The organism is Actinoalloteichus hoggarensis (assembly GCF_002234535.1).
Lineage (GTDB): Bacteria > Actinomycetota > Actinomycetes > Mycobacteriales > Pseudonocardiaceae > Actinoalloteichus_A > Actinoalloteichus_A hoggarensis.
Genome location: NZ_CP022521.1, coordinates 2,563,182 through 2,581,367 on the forward strand (window position 1 = coordinate 2,563,182; position 18,186 = coordinate 2,581,367).

The following is an 18,186-nucleotide window of genomic DNA, read 5'->3' on the forward strand; positions in this document are numbered from 1 at the left end:
CGCCTCGCGGGACCCGGATCGTGCTGGTGACGGCGTGGCGGCCGTCAGTCCGGCGCGGGCCCGTCCGCCGCGTCGGACGGTCGCCGCTCGGTTCAGCGGCCGGCCGTGTCGGGCAGGTCCAGTGCGGCCAACGCAAGTGACAGCGTGACGTGAGCGCGATGGCCGTGCAGCGACCGTCCGATCAACGTGCTGATCCGCTGCAGCCGGTTGAGCACCGTGTTGCGGTGGCAGTGCAGCCGCACGGCGGCGTTCGCCGCCGAGCAGTCCTCCTCCAGCCAGCAGGCCAGGGTGCCCAGCAACATGTCCCGCTCCCGTTCCGGCAGCTCCAGCACAGGCCCGAGCTGAGAGTCGGTCAACCGACGGGCCAAGTCCGGTGCCTGCACCAGCAGCGCCTCCGGGAACCGCTCCGCCAGGGAGAACAGGCCCGTCTCGCCGGGTCGGGCGGTGCCCAGCGTCGTCAGCGCGAGCTGATGGCCGGTGCCCAGCTCGGCCAGCCCGGCCACGGTCGGCGAGGCGGCGACCCGGCCCCTGGCCAGCGGCCGGAGCCGGTCGAGCGCCAGCGCCTCGTCCCGTCGCTCCAGCGCGACCAGGCCGACGAGGGTGTCGGCGCGTACCTGCCACACCGAGCGAAGATGCAGCGCCTCCAGGGCGTGCTTCTGGCCTCGGAGTGCGAAGCCCCCGTCGGCTCGTGCCTCGGCGACGATCACGAGATAACGGCCGCCGACGGGCAGGTCGAGCTCCTTGGCCGTCCGCTGGGCGAACCCGGCGTCGCGGGCCTGGCCGTTGAGCAGGCCCTCCACCAGTGCGTGTCGGCGCTGCTCGTCGCTGCGGAGCCGCTCCAGCTCGGTGTCGCGGTAGGAGGTCGACAGTCGAGAGGACAGCTCGTCGATCACCGTCCACATCGAGGTGGCCACGCGCAGCATGACGTCCGGCTCGGCCCCGTCGATCTGCGCCTGCTCGACCAGCGCCTCCCAGACGATCCGGCCGCCGAGGCGGAACGTCCGCAGCATCGCCGCCAGCGGAACCCCCTGTTCCGCCCGGTCACGACCGATGGCGGTGGCCACGTCGTCCTCCGCCGACTCGACCTCGCCGCACAGCACGCGCAGCACCTGACCCAGGTAGCGACGGCAGCCGTCACGGAGGTCGTCGCGTGGTACCGGACGGTAGTCGGTCCAGTCCGGGTTGTCGGTGAAGATGGCCGCGAGCAGCCGTTCGGTCAGCACCGGGACGTCGGCGAGCCGAGTCTGGGCCAGCGAACGGGTGATCTGCTCGACGGAGTCGGCGGCGGGGGCGGGCACTCCCCGACGCTACCTCCTCACGCCGGCCCGGGGCGGCGTCCGCGAGCACCGACGTCGAAGGGGCCGCGCGACGATGCACGGCGCCGATTCCGCCTCCGCCGGTCCCGCCGTGTCCGCCTCGTCGTCGGCCTCCTCCTCAGCCGGCTCCCGGTGCGCCGTGCTCTCGGGCCGGCCCGGACGGGTCCCGGTCGCGGCGCGCGGTCGCCGCTCAGACGTCCAGCTGCTCCAACGCCTTCATGATCCGCTTGTCCGACACCGGGTACGCGGTCTTGATCGTCTGCGCGAAGTAGCTGAGTCGCAGCTCCTCGATGGCCCAGCGCACCTGGCGCAGCCCCTTGCTCGGCGGCGCCGTCGCGGGCACCCGTGCCGCCCGCCGCTCGTAGGCCTCGGTGACGGCGGCGACCTTGGCGGTCCAGTCGGCGTCGCGGGCCGGGTTCTCCGGCAGCTTCTCCAGACGCCGCGCGACTCCGCGCAGGTAACGCACCAGGTGAGGCAGCCGTTGCGCGCCGACGGCGGTGACGAACCCGGGGAACACCAGCCCGCCCAGCTGCGTGCGGATGTCGGCGATCGAGTCCTTCGGCGCATGCCGGGCGACGTCCTTGAGCCGCAGTTCCACCGAGCGCCACTCGGTGAGGACCTGCTCCACCGTTCCCACGATCTCCGTCATGAGCGGCGGAAGCTCCGCCCGCACCCGGCCGCGCAGCGTCGCGAAGTCCTCCTGCGACCACGCGGGGCCGCCGTGTCGGGCGATCAGCCGGTCGGCGGCACCCGAGGCGCAGTCGTCGAGCAGGGCGCCCACCCCGCCGTGCGGATTGTGGGTGAGCGCGAGCTTCGTCTGATTGCTCAGCCTGCCCTGGATCAGCTTGATCGGCGTCGGAGCGTTGAGCAGGACCAGTCGTCGGGTGCCCGCCCACATCGCCTGTCGCTGCTCTGCCTCGGTGTCGAAGAGCCGGACCGCCACCTCGTCGCCCTCGTCGACCAGCGCCGGGTACGAGGTGACCTGGTAGCCCCCCTGCGGCGCGCGATGGGTCCTGTCCAGATCGCCGATGGTCCAGTCGCGCAGTCCGGACTTCTCCACGCCCCGCGCCGAGGCCGACAGGGTCTCGCGCAGCCTGGGACGCAGCCGCTCACGCAGCTCGGCCAGGTCACGTCCCTCGGCGAGGGCCTGCTGTCTCTCGTCCACGACGCGGTAGGTGATCTTCAGATGGTCGGGCACCCGGTCCAGCTGCCAGGCGTCCCGGGGCACCACGACGCCCACCTGCCTGCGCAGCGCGTCCTCCAGGGCGTCCAACAGCGGTGCCGTACCGGGCCGCATGCGCCGCAGCACCGCCGCCGCGCAGTCCGGAACCGGGACGACGTGCCTGCGCAGCGGCTTGGGCAGCGACCGCAGCAGCGACTCCACCAGCTCGGCGCGCAGCCCCGGGATCTGCCAGTCGAAGCCCGCCTCGGTCACCTGGTTCAACACGGCGAGCGGGATGTGCACGGTCACGCCGTCCGCGTCGGTGCCCGGCTCGAACTGATAGGTGAGTCTCAGCCGCAGGTCCCCCTGCTGCCAGCTGTCCGGGTAGTCCGCCTCGCCGATCCCCGCCGCCTGTTCGTTGACCAGCATCGACCGGTCGAAGGTCAGCAGATCCGGGCTGTCGTGCCTGGTCTTCTTCCACCAGGAGTCGAAGTGCCTGCCGGAGACCACGTCGGCCGGGATGCGCTGGTCGTAGAACTCGAACAGCGTCTCGTCGTCGACGAGGATGTCGCGGCGGCGGGCTCGATGCTCGAGGTCCTCGACCTCGGCGAGCAGTTCCCGGTTCTCCTGGAAGAAGCGGTGCCGCGTGTCCCAGTCGCCCTCCACGAGCGCGTGCCGGATGAAGAGATCTCGTGAGGTCTCCGGATCGATCCGGCCGAAGTTCACCTTGCGGCCCGCCACCAGCGGGATGCCGTACAGCGTCACGCGCTCGAGCGCCATCACCGCGGCCTGCTTCTTCTCCCAGTGCGGCTCGCTGTAGCTACGCCGGACCAGGTGCCCCGCGGCCTTCTCGATCCAGTCCGGCTCGACGCGGCCCGCGATCCGGCCCCACAGCCGTGACGTCTCGACCAGCTCGGCCGCCATCACCCAGCGCGGCGGCTTCTTGAACAACGCCGAGCCCGGGAAGATCGCGAACTTGGCATTGCGGGCGCCCAGGTACTCGTTCTTGTCGGTGTCCTTGAGCCCGACCTGGGAGAGCAGCCCCGCCAACAGCGCCTGATGGATTCGATCATGATCGGCGGGCACGTCGTTGAGCGTGGCGCCGAGGGTCCTGGCCACCTGTCGAAGCTGGCCGTAGACGTCCTGCCACTCGCGGACCCGCAGGTAGTTCAAGAACTCGGTGCGACACATCCGGCGGAACCGGCTGGACGACGACTCCTTCTGCTGTTCCTGGAGGTACTCCCACAGGTTCAGCAGCGACACGAAGTCGGAGTTCTTGTCGACGAACCGGGCATGCTGCTCGGCCGCCGCCTGCTGTCTGTCCTCCGGTCTCTCCCGGGGGTCCTGGATGGACAGGGCGGCGGCGATCACCATCACCTCGCGCAGACAGCCGTTGCGCTCACCCTCCAACACCATCCGACCCAGCCGGGGGTCCACCGGAAGCTGCGCGAGCCTGCGGCCGAGCGGGGTCAGCCGCTTGCGCAGGTCGGTCTCGGCGGGATCGAGCGCGCCGAGCTCCTGGAGGAGCTGCACGCCGTCGGAGATGTTGCGCCGGTCCGGCGGTTCGACGAACGGGAACGCCGCCACATCGCCGAGGCCCAGGGCGCTCATCTGGAGGATCACCGAGGCCAGATGGGTACGCAGGATCTCCGGATCGGTGAACTCCGGACGGGAGAGGTAGTCCTCCTCCGAGTACAGCCGGATGCAGACCCCCGCCGAGAGTCTGCCGCAACGACCGGACCGTTGATTCGCCGACGCCTGCGAGATCGCCTCGATGGGGAGCCGCTGCACCTTCGTCCGCTGGCTGTATCGAGAGATGCGGGCGGTCCCGGGGTCGACGACGTACTTGATGCCCGGCACGGTCAGGGACGTCTCGGCGACGTTGGTGGCCAGCACGATGCGCCGACCGGTGTGCGGCTGGAACACTCGATGCTGCTCGCGCGCGGACAGCCGGGCGTAGAGCGGCACCACCTCGGTGTTGCGCAGCTCCTGCTTCACCAGGGCGTCCGCGGTGTCGCGGATCTCCCGTTCGCCGCTGAGGAACACCAGGACGTCGCCGGGCCCCTCGGCCGCCAGCTCGTCCACCGCGTCGCAGATCGCCTGAACCTGGTCGCGTTCGACCTCGTCGGTGACCACCGGCCGGTACCGGACCTCCACCGGGTAGGTCCGCCCGGACACCTCGATCATCGGCGCGCCGCCGAAGTGTCGGGAGAACCGCTCCGGGTCGATCGTCGCGGAGGTGATGATCACCTTCAGGTCGGGCCTGCGGGGTAGCAGATCCTTGAGATAGCCGAGCAGGAAGTCGATGTTCAGGCTGCGTTCGTGCGCCTCGTCGATGATGATCGTGTCGTACTGCCGCAGCATCCGGTCTCGCTGGATCTCGGCGAGCAGGATGCCGTCGGTCATCAGCTTCACCAGCGTGTCCTCGCCGACCCGATCGGTGAAGCGCACCGCGTAGCCGACGGCGTCGCCCAGCTCGGTGTGCAGCTCCTCGGCGACACGCTCGGCCACGGTGCGGGCCGCCAGCCGTCTCGGCTGCGTGTGACCGATCAGCCCGTGCACACCGCGCCCGAGTTCGAGGCAGATCTTGGGCAGCTGGGTGGTCTTGCCCGACCCGGTCTCGCCGGCGAGGATCACCACCTGGTGATCGCGGACGGCCGCGAGGATCTCGTCCTTGCGTTGCCCTACGGGCAACTCGGCGGGATAGTCGATCTTCGGCACGGCCGCGCGGCGGCGTGCCACCCGCAGCTCGGCCGAGTCGATCTCGGCGGCGACCGCGGCCAACGCCGTGTCGCGAGCGGCGCCTCGGGAGTCGCGTCCACGCCGCAGACCTTCCAGGCGGCGGCCGAGGCGATGTCGATCCCGCAGCATCAGGTCGGGCAGGCGTGCCGACAGATCGGCGAGGGGAGAGGTGGCAGGCGGCGTTCTCATACGGGGTCAAGGATAGGCATCCGGCGTCGACCGGTCTCGCGATTTACCTCTCGTCCCGTCCGCGTGCCGCCCGCGGGACGCGCCGCCAGGCGCCGCGGCCGCCCGCGCGTGGGCCGCGCCGCAGCCCGCTCCACGGCCCTCGTCGGCCCGGACCCGGACTCCGACCCGCGCCGCGCGCCGTCGTCGCGCCGCGGGCAGGCCGAGGCGGCGCGGGCACCGCCGGGACGATCGAGCCCGGTCAGCGCCGAGGCGGCGGCGCCGCCTCGGGCCGGGCGGCGGCAGACGACGCCGACCGGCGGGTTCGCCAGACGACCCGCACCGCCGCCCGCGCGGAGCAGGGGCGGTCTCGCGCCGCCGGATCTCGCCGGCCGGAACGGCTTCCGCGGACCGGGCACATGCGGTAGAACGTCACGGCTGCCCGAGGCCGTCTCGGGTCACGGCGTCTCGGGCCGAGCCTCGGCCCGAGAGCCATGGCGATCATCGGGCGACGGGTCGGGGGAGCACATGCCGGAGATGACGGTCGCCGCGCTGCGGCGGTCGCGAGTGGCGGTGGCGGTGCTCTTCTTCGTCAACGCCTTCGGCTACGCCAACATCGTCCCGAGGCTGCCGCAGCTCAAGAGCACCCTGGAGCTGAGTAACAGCGCGCTCGGACTGGGCATCGCCGCGATGCCCGCGGGAGCGCTGGCCGCCGGGCTGCTGGCGGGTCCGCTGGCCGCCCGCCTCGGCAGCGGCAGACTCGCCGTGCTCAGCGGAGTCGCGCTCGGCGCCATCGTGCCGACGGCCTCCCTCGCGGGCGCCTGGTGGGGCTTCGCCCTCACGATGTTCTCGCTCGGCGCCGTCGACTCGGTGATGGACGCGGCGTCGAACGCGCACGGGCTGCGGGTGCAACGCCGCTATCGACGGTCGGTGCTCAACAGCTTCCACGGAGTGTGGAGTCTCGGTGCCGTCGCGGGCGGCGTGGTCGGCAGCGCGGCCGCCGGGTTCGACATCCCCCTCGGACCGCATCTGCTCGTCGTGGGCGCGGCCGTCGCCGTCCCGGCCCTGCTGTGCCTGCCGCACCTGCTGCCCGGCGCGGAGGACAGCGAGCGCGCCGCCGAGTCGGCCGACGGTCGGTCGACCACGGGAGACGCCGCGACGAGCCGAGGCCACATCGGGCGGGTGCTCGTGCTGCTCGGGCTGGTGATGATGGCCGCCTGCGCGGTGGAGGACACGCCCGCGTCGTGGGGCGCGGTGCTGTTGCAGGACTCCTATCACGCTCCGGCGGCGCTGGCGGGCGGCGCCTATGTGGCCTTCCAGTCGGCGATGATGGCGGGCCGACTGCTCGGCGATCGGATGACCGATCGATTCGGGCATCTCCGGGTCGGCAGGGTCGGCGGACTGCTGATCGCCGTTCCGCTGGCGATCGCGCTGCCGCTGGGTTCCACGCCCCTGCTGATCGCGGCCTTCGCGCTGGCCGGGCTGGGCACCGCGACGCTGTTCCCGTCCGCGATCCACGCCGCGGGCAGCATTCCAGGACTTCGCAGCGCGCATGCCGTCGCGGTGGTGTCGTGGTTCGCCCGCGTGGGCTTCCTGATCATGCCTCCGGTGATCGGGATCATCGCCGATGCCGTGGACCTGCGCCAGGCGATGGGCGTGCTGCCCCTGCTCGGGCTGTTCCTCGTCTGGCAGTCCCGGATCTTCGATCCGGCGCGACTGCGTCGCTCGGCGCGGACCTGAGCCGATCCTGTCGACAACCGGCCCGACCGGCAGGGCTTCCCAGTCGGTACACGGGCATCGTCGGTGGGTGGATCGGCGGGCGGAGAGTGCTCCTTTCGTGTTCGTCCGCTCAGCACTCGGGGCGGGTCGTTCGATCTCGATGGGAGGCGCGCCTCCGCACGCGCCGAGAGCGTCCCCGCGGGCATCGTGGGTTGACGCTGGTGATCGTCACCGCATGCCGTCCAGGGCCGCCCGTCCGGAGGGACGGCGGGGTCGTCGCACGTCGGAGCCCGCGGCGGACCGGCGGCTTCGCTGCCGACGAGCGCGTACCCGCCCGCCGTGCGTGCTGATCTTGGGAGCGCTCCCGATCCGGCGTCCGTACGCCGGTGTCACCGAGGCGCCGACGGGATGAATCCGGAATCGGGCGGCGGAGGGAGTGAGCCTCGGCCGATTGTCGCCGCGTGGCCGCCGGATGCCATCGAGTCACGTCTGCGCTGGTGGCGGCGCCCGCCCCGACACGTCATGGCCCGCCGCCCGACCGTGAGCACGCCGCAGGATCCTCCTAGCGCAACGAATATTGACAGTGAGTGTGATCTCCGTCAATCTGGGAGCGCTCCCAGGTTGACGGAGGGCGAGTGGTCGGGAACTCGTGGTCACCACGCACCGGCGCAGTCGAGGTCCTCGGCCCCGCCCACACCGACGACGCCTGTGCGCGGGCGTAGGACGACTCCTGCCGCCGCCCGTGGACGAGACGTGGAGCGCGGCCTGTCACCCGAGGTTGTCAGTACTGAAATCAAGGAGGATTGCAGTGAAGACAAGACGCAAGGTGGGATTGTTGGGCGCGCTGGTCGCCCTGGCCGGTGCCATGGTGGTGGCCACTCCTCCTGAGACGGCGTTGGCACACGGGGGCATGACCTACCCGGCCACCCGGACCTACGCCTGCTATGTCGACGGGCTGGAGGGCGGCCAGGGCGGCGACGTCAATCCGCAGAACCCGGCCTGCGCGGCGGCCGTGGCAGCGGGCGGCAAGAACGCGCTGTGGAACTGGTTCGGCAACCTGATCAGCGACGCGGGCGGCAGGCACCAGGAGATCATTCCCGACGGCAACCTCTGCGGCCCGGGCACGACCTTCGCGGGGTTCCGGCTCGGTCGCTCCGACTGGCCCACCACCCAGCTTCAGTCGGGCGCGAACATCACCTTCCGGTACAACGCCTGGGCGCCGCACCCGGGAACCTGGTCGCAGTACGTCACCAAGGACGGCTGGAACCCGAACCAGCCGCTGCGCTGGTCCGACCTCGAAGCGGTGCCCTTCGACGAGGTCACGAACCCGCCGATCAACGGCAGCGGTCCGCACGGGGCCGAGTACACCTGGAACGGCAGGCTTCCCGCGAACAAGAGCGGTCGCCACATCATCTACTCGATCTGGCAGCGGTCGGACAGCGCCGAGGCGTTCTACAACTGCTCGGACGTCCAGTTCGGCCCCGGCTCCGGCCAGCCGCCGGAGGAGCCGCAGCCGCCGGAGGAGCCGGTCGTCGTCGAGTGCTCGGTGCAGTACGCCAAGCAGAGCGAGTGGAACAACGGCTTCGTGGCCGAGGTGTCGCTGACCAACACCGGTGCACAGTCGGTGTCCGGCTGGAGCCTCGGCTGGACGTACGCCGCGGGCCAACAGGTGACCAACGCCTGGAACGCCTCGGTGACCCAGTCCGGGACACAGGTCACGGCGCGTTCCTCCCAGGGTGCCGGAAGCATACCGCCGGGCGGCTCGGTGACCTTCGGGTTCCAGGGCACGCACAACGGGAACAATCCCGTCCCGGCCGCCTTCACCGTGAACGACTCCGTCTGCACCTGAGCGCCGGTCCGGCCTGACCGATCGCCTGCGGCGGTCGGGCCGACGGGCCGACGAGTCGGGTGAGCACCGGGGGCGGGGGAGGGCAGCGTCGCCCTCCGTCGTCCCCGGGGCCGCACGGCCCGAAGGCGGGCAGCCGGCTCCTCAGCCTGCCTTCGGCGAGTTCCCTCGTCGCATCGGCATGGCGGTCTCGGCGTGGTATCCCATCTGGCGCAGCAGCGCGGCACAGATCTCGTCGAGTTGACGGACCTGGTCGTCGTCCAGTCCGTCGAAGAGCAGTTCGCGGACCGCGGCGACGTGGCCGGGTGCCGAGGCCGCCACCTTGGCCATTCCCGCCTCGGTCAGGACCGCGATGCTGCCCCGGCCGTCCTCGGGTGAGCGCTGTCGCCGGACCCAGCCGTTCTTCTCCAGCCTGTTGACCACGTGGGAGAGACGCGACGGTGAGGCGTTGGCCTTGGCGGCCAGATCGCTCATGCGTGCCGATCGGCCGGCGGACTCGGACAGCAGTGCCATCACCCAGTAGCCGAAGTGGGTGACCGAGGCGTCCCGTTGCAGCTGAGCGTCGAGCGCGGCGGGCAGCACCGTGATGACGCCTGCGAGCTTCCGCCACGCGCGCTGCTGCTCGTCGGTGAGCCACCGTGCCTCTGTCACCTGCGGGATGGTACCCAGGCGGCCGCCTGCGGGTGGCCGCTCGCAACCCGATCGTGAACACCTCGTCTCACCCGGACGGCTCAGTCATCCCCGTGGTCGGACTGCGCCGTCGAGCGGAATGCGAATGCTTGAAAGTTCATGTAACTTGGCCGCTGCTTGAACCTTCAACATATTGGACGTGTTCGCGCGGTGCCGGCCGACCCACGCCGACGACGGCCGTCACGGCAGACGGACCTCCTCATGACACCGGGAGACCTGACGACCATGAAATCCTTCGCACTGCTCCGAGACCTCGTGCTCCTCGCCGCCCGGCTGGGGCTCGGCATCGTGATGATCGCGCACGGCTGGCAGAAGTTCTCCGAATGGGGAATCGACGGCACCGCGGCGTCCTTCGAGGGGATGGGCATCCCGCTGCCGGGTCTCGCCGCCTGGTTCGCGGCCCTCGTCGAGTTCGGCGGCGGGATCGCCCTGGTGGTGGGCCTCGCCGTGCCGATCGTCGGGGTGCTGGTGGCCGCGAACATGGCGGGCGCCTGGCTCTTCGTGCACACCGGCAACGGGATCTTCGTCTCCGAGGGCGGCTTCGAGCTGGTCCTCGTCATCATCGTGGGCGCCCTGCTGCTCGCGGTGCACGGCGCGGGGGCCTTCAGCATCGACCGCTTCCTGGCTCCGCTCGTCACGCGCGCCGGCCGGAACCGGGTGCCCGCCGACGCCTGATCGCCGCACATGCCGACGCCGACACCCGGCGGCATCGGCTCGGTCGCGGGCCGACGGACCCCGAGTTCGGAGGCCGCCGGGTGAGTCCGGTCGGCGCGACCGACGTCGCTCGCGCCGATGAACCGGTCTGGCGAATCGGCGTTCGATCAAGACGAGACGGGCAGGGCGGCGCGCCGAGCCCGTCGGGAACGGTCGCGTGCCGACACGATCGCTCGACACACGAGACGCGGCCCACACCCGACCAGGACGGCCGGACCCGATCGGACCGACTCGTCCAGGACGGCGGTCCGCGGCGACTCGTCGGGCCTGGGAACGCCTGCCCGGCCGCGCGGCCTGCTACCACCGGGCGAGTGAACCTCCGCCGGTGGATTCGATTCGGCGGACATCCGAAGACGGAACGGCCATGCGGTCCGTGCGACGCGAATGAATCGTCGTATCGCCGTGGCGCGTTCGGCATGATGACTCTCGAGGAATGTGACCGAGAGTCGCGGTGGAGTATTTCCTCCGCGTTGCTAGGAATCGGAGTCCATGCCGCGCTAACGTGCGATGGTGACCTCCACCGCCTGGCCGTTGGTCGGGATCGCCGCGCCCGTGGTGTCCCTCGTGGCGGCTCTGGCGGCATTCGTCATCGTGGGCCGGTCGCTGCGCAGACTCGATCGGCAGTCCAGGGAGCAGGCGGCCTACGCGATGACCCGGCTGAACGAGCAGGCCGAGCACCGGGGTCGTGAACTCCGACTCGCCGCGCAGCACGGCAGACGCGAACTGGAACGCGAGGCCGACCGGCGTACCGCCGAACAGCTCCGACGAGGGCAGACGGCCCAGCGGCGGGACGCCTACGCGGCCTTCCTCGCCGCCGCCAACGTCTACCTGCTCGCCTGCTACTCCGGTGATCCCGCCGAGCCCGACGACACCTGGCGAACGGAGCTCGCCCGGCTCGGACAACAGCTGTGGGCTTCACTGGCGCCGGTGTACCTGCTGGGCCCGCCCGAGGTGGTGGACGCCGCCGACGTCTATTCCCGGCTTCTCGTGTTGCGACTCGGTCGAGGTCGCTCGGTGACGGCCGAAGAACTCAAGACGGTTCGCGACGTGTTCGTCCACGTCGCCAGAACGGATTTAGACCGTTCGGCGGATCAAGTGCGCGGATGAGTGCGTCGATTCGACGGGAATTCCTCGTCCCCTCATGTCGGGAACCGATTCCTTGTATTCGGCCCGTCGCCCGTCAGGCGAGAACGCCGTCGGCGCGCTTCCGAGCCGCACGGGCGGTTCGGCGTGCGCCCTTCGACGAGGGAGAGGCCGGAGCCCGACCCGGCGCACGGCGAACGCGCGACGAAGTCGGCGACCGGACGACGGACACGGTGGCCCCGTCCCTTCGAACGTGCCCGCGAGGCGAGCGGACAGCCGTCGATCGGCGAATCGGACGGTCAGGCAGGCAGCACCTCGGTCCGCGGGACGTGCAGCCAGCCGCTGGGCGCGAAGCGCTGTGCTCGGGGCAGCGGGACCGATAACGATCGACGCACCGAGAAGGTCCAGGCCAGGAGGGAGAAGACCCGGGGCGTGCGGAACTTCTCGGTGGCGTAGGAGTCCTCGTACCAGGCCGACCACGACATCGTGCGCCCCTGACCTCCGAAGAAGTCCTCCAGCCGCCGGAAGCCCTCGTCCAGCGAGGTCACGGCGAAGGTCTGGGACACCGCGTCGATCTCGGTGAGGAACCGCACCCGCCGCTCTCCGGAGCGACCGCCGTCGCACACGTAATACTCGAAACCCGGCGCGAGAAGCCGGATCGGCGACCGGCTCGGCGTCTGCCCGGCGGGCCACAGATGCCAGCCGTGGTCTTCCCGGAAGGGAGCGGGCGGCAGCCACCAGCCGTGTCGCCGAATCCAGACCGAGTCGGTCACGAGACCCCCTTGAACGCCGGGTACATCGTCATCGCGCGGGCGTCGGAAGACGTTGCACCCCCGCCCGCGCACTCGATCAAGCCTGCCGGCGTTCGCCCCCGCCAGGTTGGCTAGCCTGTGACCGTCCGGTGACTCGTGACGAGTGCGACCAGGACGACCATCCCCCGTCGGTCGGCAAGGAGATCAGACCCGTGTTGCGCACCCATCAGGCCGGCGCCCTGCGCGCCGAGCACGTCGGCAAGACAGTCACCCTCGCCGGGTGGGTGGCGCGTCGGCGCGATCACGGGGGCGTGATCTTCATCGATCTCCGGGACGCCTCCGGAGTTGCCCAGGTCGTCTTCCGCGAGGGCGAGATGGCCGAGCGGGCCCACCGCCTGCGTGCCGAGTTCTGCCTCCGCGTCACCGGCGAGGTCGTGATCCGCCCGGAGGGCAACGAGAACCCGGAGATCCCCACCGGCGCGATCGAGCTGACCGTGACGGACCTGGAGGTTCTGTCCGAGTCCGCCCCGCTGCCCTTCCAGCTCGACGAGCACCTGGAGGTCGGCGAGGAGGCTCGGCTCCGACACCGGTACCTCGACCTGCGCAGGCCCGGCCCCGCCTCGGCCCTGCGCATGCGCAGCGAGGCCAACAGGATCGCGCGCACGGTCCTGCACGAGCAGGACTTCGTGGAGATCGAGACGCCGACGCTCACCCGGTCGACCCCCGAGGGCGCCCGCGACTTCCTGGTGCCCGCCCGCCTGCAGCCCGGCTCCTGGTATGCGCTGCCGCAGTCTCCTCAGCTCTTCAAGCAGCTGCTGATGGTCGGCGGCATGGAGCGCTACTACCAGATCGCCCGCTGCTACCGGGACGAGGACTTCCGCGCCGACCGCCAGCCGGAGTTCACGCAGCTCGACATCGAGATGAGCTTCGTCGAGCAGGAGGACGTCATCACCCTCGGCGAGGACGTGGTGACCGCGCTGTGGCGCGAGCTGGCCGGCCACGAGATCCCCCGGCCCATTCCTCGGATGACCTACGGCGACGCGATGGCGCGGTACGGCACCGACAAGCCCGACCTGCGCTTCGGTCTCGAGCTGACCGAGCTGACCGAGTACTTCGCCGAGACGCCCTTCCGCGTCTTCCAGGCCCCGTACGTGGGTGCCGTGGTGATGCCGGGCGGTGCCGACCAGCCGCGCAGGCAGCTGGACGCCTGGCAGGACTGGGCGCGGCAGCGGGGGCACAAGGGCCTGGCGTACGTCCTCGTGCAGCCGGACGGCACCCTCGGCGGCCCGGTGGCGAAGAACCTCACCGAGGCCGAGCGCGCGGGCCTGGCCGACGCGGCGGGCGCCGTGCCCGGTGACTGCGTGTTCTTCGCGGCGGGTCCCGCGTCGAGCGCCCGTGCGCTGCTGGGCGCCGCCCGGCTGGAGATCGGCAGGCGCTGCGGACTCGTCGACGACTCCGCATGGTCGTTCGTCTGGGTCGTGGACTCGCCGCTGTTCGAGTCGGCGGACGAGACCACCGACGTGGCGGTCGGCTCCGGCCGGTGGACCGCCGTGCACCACGCCTTCACCTCGCCGACGGCCGAATGGGCGGACCGGTTCGAGGAGGACCCCGAGCACGCGCTGGCCTACGCCTACGACATCGTCTGCAACGGCAACGAGATCGGCGGCGGCTCGATCCGTATCCACCAGGCCGAGATGCAGCAGCGGGTCTTCAACGTGATGGGCATCTCCGACGCCGACGCCCAGGAGAAGTTCGGCTTCCTTCTGGACGCCTTCCAGTACGGTCCGCCGCCGCACGGCGGCATCGCCTTCGGCTGGGACCGCATCGTGATGCTGCTCGCGGGTGCCGAGTCGCTGCGCGAGGTGATCGCCTTCCCGAAGTCCGGCGGCGGCTTCGATCCGCTCACGCAGGCACCCGCTCCCATCACCGCCGCCCAGCGCAAGGAGGCGGGAGTCGACGCGCGCCCGGCCGCTCGCCAGCCCTGACGGTCGGCTCCTCGGCCGCGGCGCGACGGGGCCGACGTTTCTCGATCGTTCAGCCGAACAGTGGTCATCACGCGATGGCGAACCACGGTAGGGTCGGAAGAGATGAGCCTTGAGACAGCTGTCAGTCGGTCAACGGCGTCCGACGGGAGCACGACGAGTCCCGACGAACTTCTCGACACGGTTCGTGCGGCGGAGACGGTGCTCACCGGCCGGTTCGGCGCCGCGGTGAGACTTGCCGATCCGGAGGATCTGGGCGGCAGCGGTCGAGCCGCCGTCGTCCGCGTGCGGGTCGCCGAGACCCCGTTCACGATGCCCAAGACCCTGGTCATCAAGCGTTACCCACAGGCGGAGGGCGCCCCGGCGGGCGGCGCCTTCGCCCGTGAGGCGGCGAGCCTGCAACTGCTCACCGCCCTGCCGGTGGAGAGCTGGGTCGGACCCGAGCTGGTCGGACAGGACCCGGCCGAACGGCTCGTGATCCTGGAGGACTTCGGCCGAGCCTCGACGCTGGCCGACGTACTCCGCGCGGACGACACCAGGGCTGCGGAGAACACCCTGCTGGCATGGGCCCGCACGCTGGGGCGGCTGCACACCAGCACCGCGGGACGCGAGGCCGACTTCGACGCGCTGCACCGCAGGCTCGGCGGGCGGGACGACGGTCACCCGGTGGCGGAGGAGGCGGCGGAGGCGGTCCGCGAGATGCCCGTGCTGCTGCGCGCGCTGCACGAGGAGGCCGTGCCCGACGCGGTCCTGAGCGCGGTGGACGACGCGGCCCGGCTGTTCTCCTCGAACCGGTACCGCGCGTTCAGCACCAGCGACATCAGTCCGGACAACAGCGTGGTCACCGGCCACGGCGTCCGCTTCCTGGACTTCGAGTCCGGTTGCGTCCGCGACATCGCGTTGGACGCGGTCAGCCTGCTCGTCCCGTTCGCCTCGTGTGCCTGCGCCCTGGGCGTCCCCGAGGAGATCGGCGAGGCGATGCTCGCCACCTGGCGTTCGGAGATCACCTCGGTGTGGCCCGAGCTGGATCAGGACGAGATCCTGCTGCCCCGGTTGTTCCAGGCGCAGCTCGTGTGGGCGTGGATCGCCACCTGGCGAGTGCTGTCGGGCTCCGACCGCTCGATGGCGGCGATGTCCTCGGAGACCGAGGGCGGCGACCCGATGCTGCGCTACCTGGACGTCATCGATCAATGGGAGCGGCTGGCCTCGGACTCCGGTGTGGCCGAGCCGCTGGCGGAGTTCGCCGACGTGACGGCCGACGCGCTGCGCGCCCACTTCGGGCTCTCCGGTCAGCGGCTGCCGCTGTACCCGGCCTTCCACTGATCGGCGACTCCGCTAGAGCCAGGTCGCGGGGCTGGTCAGCGCGCTGTCGGTGTGCTCGCCGGTGTTGAGGGTCCCCGCCGACTCGATCAGCAGGATGTGGCACTCCTCGTCGGCCACCGGGCGGTGCCGCACGGTCCTGGGCACCACGTACATCTCGCCCGCCCGGAGGGTGCGCCTGCCGTCCGGCAGGTCGATGTGCAGGGTTCCCCGCACCACGAGGAACAGCTCGTCGGTGTCCGGATGATCGTGCCAGACGAACTCGCCGAGCACCTTGACGAGCTTCACCTCCTGTTCGTTCACCGTGGCGACGATGCGCGGCGACCAGTGTTCGTCGATCAGGGTCAGCTTGTCGGCGAGAGACACCACGGAGTCCATCCGAGTATTGTGGCGGCGCCCACCGACCGATCGCGGACGGGTGTGGCGGCGGCGACCGGTGTCGTGGCCGCCGGGTAGCGTCGCCCTCGTGGCAGACGGTCTGTTCGACGATGGCCTGTTCGGCGCCGAGGTGGCCGACAACGCGGAGCGCGCACTGGCGGACAACGCTCCGCTGCCGGTGCGGATGCGGCCGAGGACGCTCGACGAGGTCGTCGGGCAGGATCACCTGCTCGGCCCCGGTGCCCCGCTGCGCAGGCTGGTGGAGGGCGCGGCGCCCGCGTCGGTACTGCTCTACGGGCCGCCCGGCACCGGGAAGACGACGTTGGCCACCCTGGTGTCCCAGGCGACCGGCCGCCGATTCGTCGCGCTGTCCGCGTTGTCCTCCGGGGTCAAGGAGGTGCGGGCGGTGATCCAGGAGGCGCGGCATCGGCTCGGCCGCTCCGGTGAGTCCACCGTGCTGTTCATCGACGAGGTGCATCGGTTCTCCAAGACCCAGCAGGACGCCCTGCTCGGCGCGGTGGAGGACCGGACCGTGCTGCTGGTGGCCGCCACCACCGAGAACCCCTTCTTCTCGGTGGTCTCTCCGCTGCTGTCCCGGTCGCTGGTGCTCCAGCTGCAGTCGCTCACCGACGAGGCGGTTCGTGCGCTGGTCGACCGCGCGGTCGCGGAGGAACGCGGTCTCGGCGGGCGGCTGCGGCTGGCCGAGGACGCGGCCGAGCATCTGGTCCGACTCGCCTCCGGGGACGCCCGCCGTGCCTTGACGGCCTTGGAGGCGGCGGCGGAGGCGGCCGAGTCCACCGACGCCGAGGTCATCGAGCTGTCGACGGTGGAGGCGACGGTCGACAAGGCCGCCGTCCGTTACGACCGCGACGGGGATCAGCACTTCGACGTGACCAGCGCGTTCATCAAGTCCATCCGAGGCTCGGACGTCGACGCGGCACTGCACTATCTGGCCAGGATGGTGGAGGCGGGGGAGGACCCGCGGTTCATCGCCCGGCGTCTGGTGGTGCACGCCAGCGAGGACGTCGGCATGGCCGATCCCACCGCGCTCGGCGTGGCGGTCGCCGCGGCGCAGGCGGTGGCGCTGATCGGGATGCCGGAGGGCCGCATCGTCCTGGCCCAGGCGACCATCCACCTGGCCACCGCGCCGAAGTCGAACGCGGTCATCACGGCGGTGGACGCCGCCTTGCAGGACGTTCGTTCCGGCGCGGCGGGTCCGGTGCCCGCCCATCTGCGTGACGGGCACTACTCGGGTGCGCGGCAGCTCGGCAACGCGACGGGATACCGCTATCCGCACAACGTGGCCGAGGGGGTCCTTCCGCAGCAGTATCCGCCGGACGCCGTGGTGGGTCGGGACTACTATCAGCCGACGTCCCGGGGCGCGGAACGGGCGTTGGCCGAACGCGTGCCGAGGCTGCGTCGGGTGATCCGCGGCGAGGCGGCCCGCCGGAGTTGAGCACACCGTTCCCGGCGGGACCGCGGCGAAATGCTCCCGCGGACCTGACCAAACCGGAAACGCGGACGCCCTCGTCCGCTTAGGCTCTCGCGTCATGGAACAACCGTGTGACGGGGCGGTCGACGGCTCACGGCAGGCCCGTGACCGGCTGGTCGCCGCCGAGCGGGCGCTCTGGGACGCCGCCGCCGAGTTCGGCTCGGCGCGCCGCGCGCTGCCGCCCGGCCCGGCGGTGGAGTCGGCGACTCCGTTGACCACCGCCTCGGGCAAACCGATGACACTGGCAGGCCTGTTCGACAGCAGGCGCGTCCTCGTGGGCTATCACCTGCGCTTCGACGAGGGGTGGATCAGGCCGTGCCCCGAGTCGGCGCGCTGGGCGGACGGACTGGACGCGCTGGTGCCCCACCTCGAGTCGGACGCCGCCGTGGCGGTGTTCTCGCCTGCCTCGCCCGGCGCGCTCCACGCCGAGGCCGAACGGCGAGGCTGGCGGCGGGCGGCGCTGGTGTCCACCCAGCCGGGCAGGTTGACCGAGGAGCTGGGTCTGCGTCCCGAGGGCGGCCTGCGCACCGCGATCAGCCTGTACCGCTGGTCCGACGACGGCACGCTGCGCCGCAACGTGTTCGCGGCGGACGTGCCCGGCGGCCCCTGGTCCCTGCTGGAGTTGTTCCCGCCCGTCCGGCGGACCGGCGGCGAGCCGGAGCCTGGGGAACCGGTGCGGACCGATGGTCCGCTCGCGGTGGTGTCGCCGGGTGGGCAGGCGGGATCGAGCGCGGACGGTGTCGACGAGGCCGACGCCGTGTGGGGCGAGGTGCTGCGCGACGCGGACTGGGCCATCACACCGCCCGGCTGAGCCGACCCGGACGG

The 18,186-nt window shown here is 71.4% G+C and carries 13 protein-coding genes; 8 read left to right on the top strand and 5 right to left on the bottom strand.

What is annotated here, in order from left to right; all coding sequences use genetic code 11:
• Positions 1–92: 92 nt before the first annotated feature.
• Both AHOG_RS11300 and hrpA read right to left on the bottom strand, forming a co-directional pair.
• On the bottom strand, positions 93–1,298 hold the full coding sequence (locus tag AHOG_RS11300) for a PucR family transcriptional regulator (protein ID WP_093941326.1): 1,206 nt from the start codon (positions 1,296–1,298) through the stop codon (positions 93–95).
• A gap of 208 nt (positions 1,299–1,506) precedes the next feature.
• Positions 1,507–5,409: an ATP-dependent RNA helicase HrpA gene (hrpA, locus tag AHOG_RS11305; RefSeq protein WP_093941327.1), complete on the bottom strand. Its 3,903-nt coding sequence runs from the start codon at positions 5,407–5,409 to the stop codon at positions 1,507–1,509.
• Between the two features lie 504 nt (positions 5,410–5,913).
• Here hrpA and AHOG_RS11310 point away from each other — a divergent pair.
• Together AHOG_RS11310 and AHOG_RS11315 are read left to right on the top strand one after the other, a co-directional pair.
• A complete protein-coding gene (locus tag AHOG_RS11310; protein ID WP_093941328.1) occupies positions 5,914–7,125 on the top strand; it encodes an MFS transporter in 1,212 nt (403 codons plus the stop codon).
• A gap of 787 nt (positions 7,126–7,912) precedes the next feature.
• Positions 7,913–8,953: a lytic polysaccharide monooxygenase auxiliary activity family 9 protein gene (locus AHOG_RS11315; protein WP_245856695.1), complete on the top strand. Its 1,041-nt coding sequence runs from the start codon at positions 7,913–7,915 to the stop codon at positions 8,951–8,953.
• Positions 8,954–9,094: 141 nt separating this feature from the next.
• On the opposite strand, the gene AHOG_RS11320 is transcribed toward AHOG_RS11315, so the two are convergent.
• A complete protein-coding gene (locus AHOG_RS11320) occupies positions 9,095–9,601 on the bottom strand; it encodes a MarR family winged helix-turn-helix transcriptional regulator (protein ID WP_211290578.1) in 507 nt (168 codons plus the stop codon).
• Positions 9,602–9,841: 240 nt separating this feature from the next.
• On the opposite strand from AHOG_RS11320, the gene AHOG_RS11325 reads away from it, so the two are divergent.
• Both AHOG_RS11325 and AHOG_RS11330 read left to right on the top strand, forming a co-directional pair.
• Complete coding sequence (locus tag AHOG_RS11325; RefSeq protein ID WP_245856696.1) at positions 9,842–10,315, top strand: DoxX family protein; 474 nt, start codon at positions 9,842–9,844, stop codon at positions 10,313–10,315.
• Between the two features lie 546 nt (positions 10,316–10,861).
• On the top strand, positions 10,862–11,461 hold the full coding sequence (locus AHOG_RS11330) for a hypothetical protein (protein WP_093941330.1): 600 nt from the start codon (positions 10,862–10,864) through the stop codon (positions 11,459–11,461).
• A 275-nt stretch (positions 11,462–11,736) separates the two neighbouring features.
• On the opposite strand, the gene AHOG_RS11335 is transcribed toward AHOG_RS11330, so the two are convergent.
• Positions 11,737–12,210, bottom strand: coding sequence for a hypothetical protein (locus AHOG_RS11335; RefSeq protein WP_093941331.1), 474 nt, complete (start codon positions 12,208–12,210; stop codon positions 11,737–11,739).
• A gap of 191 nt (positions 12,211–12,401) precedes the next feature.
• On the opposite strand from AHOG_RS11335, the gene aspS reads away from it, so the two are divergent.
• Both aspS and AHOG_RS11345 read left to right on the top strand, forming a co-directional pair.
• The gene (gene aspS, locus AHOG_RS11340) at positions 12,402–14,174 is read left to right on the top strand and encodes an aspartate--tRNA ligase (RefSeq protein WP_093944366.1); all 1,773 of its coding nucleotides are present in this window, start codon (positions 12,402–12,404) and stop codon (positions 14,172–14,174) included.
• A gap of 102 nt (positions 14,175–14,276) precedes the next feature.
• Positions 14,277–15,494, top strand: a complete 1,218-nt coding sequence (locus tag AHOG_RS11345; RefSeq protein ID WP_157736766.1) for a hypothetical protein — start codon at positions 14,277–14,279, stop codon at positions 15,492–15,494.
• A gap of 12 nt (positions 15,495–15,506) precedes the next feature.
• Here the strand turns inward: AHOG_RS11345 and AHOG_RS11350 are convergent, their stop codons facing one another.
• The gene (locus tag AHOG_RS11350) at positions 15,507–15,869 is read right to left on the bottom strand and encodes a cupin domain-containing protein (protein WP_093941332.1); all 363 of its coding nucleotides are present in this window, start codon (positions 15,867–15,869) and stop codon (positions 15,507–15,509) included.
• An 88-nt stretch (positions 15,870–15,957) separates the two neighbouring features.
• On the opposite strand from AHOG_RS11350, the gene AHOG_RS11355 reads away from it, so the two are divergent.
• Together AHOG_RS11355 and AHOG_RS11360 are read left to right on the top strand one after the other, a co-directional pair.
• The gene (locus AHOG_RS11355; protein WP_093941333.1) at positions 15,958–17,325 is read left to right on the top strand and encodes a replication-associated recombination protein A; all 1,368 of its coding nucleotides are present in this window, start codon (positions 15,958–15,960) and stop codon (positions 17,323–17,325) included.
• A gap of 94 nt (positions 17,326–17,419) precedes the next feature.
• A complete protein-coding gene (locus AHOG_RS11360) occupies positions 17,420–18,172 on the top strand; it encodes a DUF899 family protein (protein WP_093941334.1) in 753 nt (250 codons plus the stop codon).
• Positions 18,173–18,186 lie beyond the last annotated feature (14 nt).